Here is a 6000-nt window from a genome sequence, read left to right as displayed (position 1 = left end):
GATCGCGTTGCCGTCCCGGTCCACCACGCAGAGGTAGACCGTGTCCGCGTGGGCCACCTCCGGCCACAGGATCGGCGCCTGCGCCCGCGCCATGTCGATCGCGCCGCGGGCGCTCGCCCGCCACGCCTCCGAGAGCAGGTGCGAGACGGGCACCCGCGCCGCCACCGGATCGGCGAAGAGTGCGTCGCGGTGGTGATAGGCCTGCTTGCAGGCCTCGGCGAAGAGGTGGACCCGATCGACGTCCGGCAGCGCGCCGACCTCGAAGCCCGAGAGCACGTTCAGCATCATCAGCACGGCCAGGCCCTGCCCGCTCGGCGGACATTCGTAGACGTCGTAGCCGCGGTAACGGGTGGTCACCGGCACGACCTCCTCGGGCGCGGTCCCGGCGAAGTCGTCGAGGCTGTGGAGCCCGCCCCGCGCGCGCAGGGTCGCCACCATGTCGTCCGCCACCGGCCCCTCGTAGAAGCCGCGCGGCCCCTCCGCCGCGATGCGCCGGAGCGTGCGGGCGAGCGCCGGATGCCGCATGATCGCCCCCGCCGCCGGGGCGGCGCCGTCGATCAGGTAGGCGGCGGCCGAAGCGGGATCGGCGGCGACGCGCTCGCGGTTGCGCGCCCAGTCCCAGGCCACCCGCGACTGGACCGGGTAACCCTCCTCCGCGCAGGTAATCGCCGGCCGCAGGAGGTCGCCGAGGGAGCGCGTCCCGTGACGCTGCACCAGCCAGTCCCAGGCCGCGACCGCGCCCGGAATCGTCACGGCATGCGGGGAGGTCGGCTCGATGGTGAGGCCGCGTTCCAGGTACCAGGAATCCTCCGCCGCGGCGGGGCTGCGCCCCGAGCCGTTGAGCGCGATCGGACGCTCGGCGCCCTTCGGCAGGTAGAGGGCGAAGCAGTCGCCGCCGATCCCGGTCATCAGCGGGTCCACCACCCCCTGCACCGCCACCGCCGCGATCGCCGCGTCGACCGCGTTGCCGCCCTCGCGCAGCACCTCGATCGCCGCCAGCGTCGAGAGCGGATGCGAGGTCGCCACCGCGGCGTTGGCGGCGTAGACGGGCGAGCGCCCGGGCTGCGAGAAGTCCCTCATCGGATCCACCCTCCTCACTCGAAACCGGATGCGCGCCCCGCGACGCGGCGCGCCCTCGACCAACGCGCCGGCCCGGCACGGAGAGGGTCGGCACCGCGCCCCCGGCGCACGCCCCGGCCGCGCGTGCTCCCGCTTGGGAGGGGGCCGGCGCGGCGTTAGGCATCAAGCATGCGAGCGCGCCCGGTGCCAAGACCCCGGGCGACCAAGACCCCGGGCGACCAAGACCCCGGACGACGGAACGGAGACGGAATCGCCATGCCGCAGGCCATCGACACCGACGCTTTCCTGCGCGACCTGCACGCGCTGCGCGCCATCGGCCGGTTCAAGACCGGCGTCCATCGCCCGACCTACTCGCCCGAGGACATGGAGGCGCGGCGCTGGCTCGCCGACCGGCTGACCGAGTGCGGCCTCGATGCCACGATCGACGGGCTCGGCACCGTGCTCGGCCGCCATCCCGGGCCGGGGCCGCACCTCCTGGTCGGCAGCCACATCGAGAGCCAGAACGAGGCCGGCTGGCTCGACGGGGCGCTCGGCGTCGTGGCCGGGCTCGCCCTCGCCCGGGCGGGGCTCCCGGTCGATGTCTGCGCCTTCGCGGACGAGGAGGGCCATTTCGACGTCGGTTTCCTCGGCAGCCGCGCGGCGCTCGGCGAGGTGAGCGAGGCCGAGATCGACGGCGCCCGCAACCGCACCGACGGCACGCCCCTGCGGGCGGCGCTGGAGCGGGCCGGCCTCGCCGGGCGGCCGCGCCTGCGCCTCGATCCGGCCCGCTACCGCGGCTTCCTGGAGCTGCACATCGAGCAGGGCACGCAGCTCGAGAGGGCCGGCCTTCATCTCGGCATCGTCACCGGGATCGTGGCGATCTGGCAGTACCGGATCGTCGTCGAGGGCCGGCAGGACCACGCGGGCGGCACCACCATGGCCGAGCGCCGCGACGCGGGGCTCACCGCCGTGCGCCTGCTCGCGGCCATCGACGCCGCCTTCCCGCGCGTCTGCGGCGAGGCCAGCACCTGGACCACCGGGCGCATCGCCCTCGATCCGGGGGCGCCCAGCATCATCCCGGGGCGGGCGGAGGTGCTGTTCCAGTTCCGCGACGTCTCGACCGCGGTGCTGGAGCGGATGGAGGCGGAGCTGCGGGCGCTGATCCGCGAGAGCAACCGGCGCGAGCGCTGCGCGGTCGAACTGGTGACGGTCTCCCGCGCGGTCCCGGCCGCCTGCGATCCGGGCCTGATGCGGGCCCTCTCGGAGGCGGCGGAGGAGGTCTGCCCGGGCGGCTGGCGGACGATGCCGTCCGGGGCCGGGCACGACGCGCAGAACATGGCCCGGGCGATGCCGGCCGCGATGCTGTTCGTGCCCTCGATCGGGGGGATCAGCCATCACTGGGCCGAGGACACCGCCGAGTCGGACCTGGTGCTCGGCCTGCGCGCGCTCGACGGGGCGGCGCGGCGGATCATGCAGGGCGCGCCGTGAGGCGACCCGCCGGCCTCGCGCCGCTACTTGCGCCAGATGCCGAGCTTCTCGGTGCGCGCGTGGCGCTCGGCCTCGAGGAGGTCGGAGGTCGCCTCGGCAGTGGCGCGCCCGCCGCCATTGTAGAGCACCACCTCCGACAGGTCGTGCCCGTCCACGCTGCAGAGATAGCTCGCCCCGCCCGCCGATGCCTGGCAGGCCACCGGCCGCCCGGCGAGATAGGTGGCGAGGTCCTCGGGCTGCGCCCCCTTCGCGGTCTCGACGCCGAACAGGCGCAGCGTCCGGCCGCCGAGCCGCAGGGTCGCGGTGTCGACGACCTCGGCCACCCCGGCGAGGGACGACGTCGGCTTCGGGGCGGCGCCCTCCCCCGGAACCAGCGTGCCGGTCTCGCCGGGCTCCCGGCGCGCATTGGCGGCGATCTTCGCCTCCGTGGTGGTGCGCCGGGCCGCGTTCGAGGAGGGCGCGCCGCCCGCCGGCGGCGAGGGCGCGGAATCCCCGCCGGAATAGAGCCACGCGCCGGCGCCGGCCGCGAGGAGAAGGCCGAGGGCAGCGTAGAGCGGCCCGCGCCCGCGCCGGCGGCGCACCTGCATGGTCGGGCGGGCGACCGCGGGCTTGAGCCCCTCGCCCGCCGGCGCGGGCGGCGCCGGGGCGGGAAGGCGGGCCGCGCCTCGGCGCTCCGCCCGGGCGCGGGCCCGCGCCGCCACCCAATTCCCCAGGCGCGCGGCGCCCCGGCGCCAGAATGGGGCGGGACGCGGCGACGCCGGCCCAGAGGCCGGAGTTGGGGCCGGAGTTGGGGCCGGAGTTGGGGCCGGGGCCGGCTCGGCGGAGGGGGCGGACGGCGCCGGTCCCGCCTCGCCCTCTTCCGGGGTGAGCCTGATCCAGTCGCGGCTGACCGCCGCCGGCATGCGCGGCATCTCGGGGAGCGGCGACGCGACCGGCGCGGCCTCGGCCGGCGGGGGCGCCGCAACGGCCATCGGCGGTGGCGCGGCCGGCCCGGCCAGGAACAGCGAGGGATGCTGGCGGCGCAATTCGTCGAACAGGTCCGCCAGGGTGAGCGGGACCTCCGCCCCCTCCCCGCGCCGCATGCGCGGCGCGCCGTCCCGGCCCACGATCCGGTAGCCGGGCGCCGCGTCGATCGCGCGGACCGAGGATTCGGCCAGGAGTTCGAGCGTGCGCCGGGCCACCTCGACGGGCCGTTGCCGATCGATCTCGGCCCGGATCAAGGCCTGCACCTTCTCACGCGACGTCATGACCGTCCGTCTACCCCGGATTTCCGCCGCATTCCAAGCCGGTTCGACCGGGAAAGGCGCGGCCGCGCGATCCTACCGCATCGGCCGCGGCGCGACAGGGCGCGGCCGATGCGGTGGGTTGCGCAGACGCGCTCACTCCCCGGCGGCGGCGACGCGCTCGCGCGACAGGACGCGGCTCGTCTCGGCGACGATGACCGGCCGCCCGCCCGCGAAGCTCACCGCCATCCGCACCGCGACGGTGCCCTGCGAGCGGGCGCCGCGCTCGGGATTGATCGCCATGAAATCGACCATGCTGTCGACCTGGCACGTGGCGATCCCGGCGTTGCAGGCGGTGCGCATGGAATCCGGCCGCGCCCGATAGCGGCGCTCCGGCCAGCGGGCGAAGAAGCGCTGCTTCTCCGCGATCACCGCCGCCAGGGTCATCGGCCGGCCGTGGAACACGACCCGGTCCGCGTAGAACCGCGTCTGCGTGCCGAGGGAGACGCGGTTGGGCTGCGACAGGGTCGCGAAATAGTCCTGCGTCAGGTCCTGGGCGGCCACGGCCCAGCCGTAGACGCGGCTGTCCGAGGCGGGCGCGGCCGGGGCTGCGGGCTCGGGCCGGGGCTGCGGCCGGATGGCGAGGCGAACGGGCCGGTGCGGCGCCTCGCGCCGCGGGGCGGCCTCGGCCCGGGCGCGCCGGGCGGCGGGCTCGGCCGGCCGCGCCTCCTGCGCGATCCGGCGCGCGGGCTTGGCCGGCTCGGCCGCGGCGGCGCTCTTGCGCGACGGGCCCGCCCTCTCGGCCCCGGCGACCGGCTTGGCCGGTGCAGCCTTCCCCGCCGCTTGGCCGGACGCCGCGCTGGCGGGGGCATCCGCCTTGGGGGATTCGGCCTTGGAGGGCGGATCCACCCAGCTCGGCTTGGCCTGCTGGGCGCAGGCGGGCGCGGCGAGCGCGGCCGCGTTCAGGAGAAGGCCGGCGAGGAGGGCCGAAGGGCGGGGGGCAGGCATGGCGGCACCCGGACAGACGAGGTCGACACGAAAACGTCGCAGGATACGGTGACGGTTCCCGGAAGGTTTCGCCAGTCGCGGAAGCGTGGCGCTGGGGCTTGTCAACGCGATGCACAACCCCACCTGTGGAGGAACCCGGGTCCGGGCCCCTCTGGCGGTCGAGGCGTCGACCGTGATGTCGGACCCCTTCTCTGCCTTTGTGCTGACGCGGCACGATCGCACGGGAGGGCGCTCGCCGTGAGCGGCCCATGTTTCGATGACCCGCGCCGGTGTCACCGCGGAGGCGCCGATGGCCGGCCCTGATCGCCTGCGCCGGGCGCTCCTCGTGGTGAACGCCAAGGCGCGCAACGGCCAGCTCGACCTCGGGGCGGTCAGGGCGGAGCTGAGGCGCGGCGGGATCGAGGCGGTGACGCCGCCCTCCCCCGATCGCGACTGCCGCGACCTCATCCGCGAGGCGTCCGACGCGATCGACCTCGTCATCCTGGGCGGGGGCGACGGCACGCTCAACGCGGCCGCGCAGGCCCTGGCGGAGCGCCGCCTTCCCTTCGGGATCCTGCCGCTGGGCACCGCGAACGACCTCGCGCGCAGCCTCGACCTGCCCCTCGATCCGGTCGAGGCGGCGCGGGTGATCGCGACCGTGCCGTCGCGGGCCATCGACCTCGGCTGCGTCAACGGCCACTACTTCTTCAACGTCGCGAGCGTCGGCTTCTCGGCCGATCTCGCGGGCGCGCTCACCGCCGACCTGAAGCGGCGCTTCGGCACCCTCGGCTACGCGCTCGCGGCCTTCCGGCTGCTGCGCCGGGCGCGGCCCTTCACCGTGCGCATCGAGCACGACGGAGTCACCGAGACCGTGCGCACCATCCAGGTCTCGGTCGGCAACGGCCGGCATTACGGCGGCGGGATGACCGTCGAGGAGCATGCCAGCGTCGATGACGGGCTGCTCAACTTCTACAGCCTGGAGGTCGAGCATTGGTGGCGGCTCCTGCTGCTGCTGCCGGCCCTGCGGCGCGGCACGCAGGGGAAGGCCGCGGACGTGCGCGCCTTCCAGACCACCGAGGTGGTCCTGCACACGCGCAAGCCCCGTCCGGTGAACACCGACGGCGAGATCACCACCCGGACGCCGGCGCATATCCGCGTCGTGCCGGGATGCGTGCGGATCCACGCCCCACCGCCGGTGCGGCGGCCGCGCGCCTCTCTCATTCCCTGAACCTGCCCCAACCCG

5 protein-coding genes (1 of these 5 cut by a window edge) are annotated in these 6000 nt (G+C 75.7%); 2 read left to right on the top strand and 3 right to left on the bottom strand.

Annotated elements, in window-relative coordinates; all coding sequences use genetic code 11:
• Positions 1 to 1080: the 5' portion of a gamma-glutamyltransferase family protein gene (locus M446_RS12180; RefSeq protein WP_012332402.1), read on the bottom strand. Its footprint begins 498 nt before the window's first position; only the first 1080 of its 1578 coding nucleotides appear in the window; the start codon lies at positions 1078 to 1080; its stop codon lies off the left edge, out of view.
• A gap of 255 nt (positions 1081 to 1335) precedes the next feature.
• Between M446_RS12180 and M446_RS12175 the strand changes: the two genes are divergently transcribed.
• Positions 1336 to 2547: a Zn-dependent hydrolase gene (locus M446_RS12175; protein ID WP_012332401.1), complete on the top strand. Its 1212-nt coding sequence runs from the start codon at positions 1336 to 1338 to the stop codon at positions 2545 to 2547.
• A 23-nt stretch (positions 2548 to 2570) separates the two neighbouring features.
• Here M446_RS12175 and M446_RS12170 read toward each other — a convergent pair whose 3' ends face one another.
• Both M446_RS12170 and M446_RS12165 read right to left on the bottom strand, forming a co-directional pair.
• Positions 2571 to 3794, bottom strand: a complete 1224-nt coding sequence (locus M446_RS12170; RefSeq protein ID WP_012332400.1) for a thermonuclease family protein — start codon at positions 3792 to 3794, stop codon at positions 2571 to 2573.
• Between the two features lie 132 nt (positions 3795 to 3926).
• Positions 3927 to 4778, bottom strand: coding sequence for a hypothetical protein (locus M446_RS12165; protein ID WP_012332399.1), 852 nt, complete (start codon positions 4776 to 4778; stop codon positions 3927 to 3929).
• A 289-nt stretch (positions 4779 to 5067) separates the two neighbouring features.
• On the opposite strand from M446_RS12165, the gene M446_RS12160 reads away from it, so the two are divergent.
• The gene (locus tag M446_RS12160; protein ID WP_012332398.1) at positions 5068 to 5985 is read left to right on the top strand and encodes a lipid kinase; all 918 of its coding nucleotides are present in this window, start codon (positions 5068 to 5070) and stop codon (positions 5983 to 5985) included.
• The last annotated feature ends 15 nt before the right edge of the window (positions 5986 to 6000 follow it).

Origin of the sequence: Methylobacterium sp. 4-46, assembly GCF_000019365.1 — a bacterium.
In the GTDB taxonomy this organism is placed as follows: domain Bacteria; phylum Pseudomonadota; class Alphaproteobacteria; order Rhizobiales; family Beijerinckiaceae; genus Methylobacterium.
This window is presented reverse-complemented; position numbering and strand designations above follow the sequence as displayed.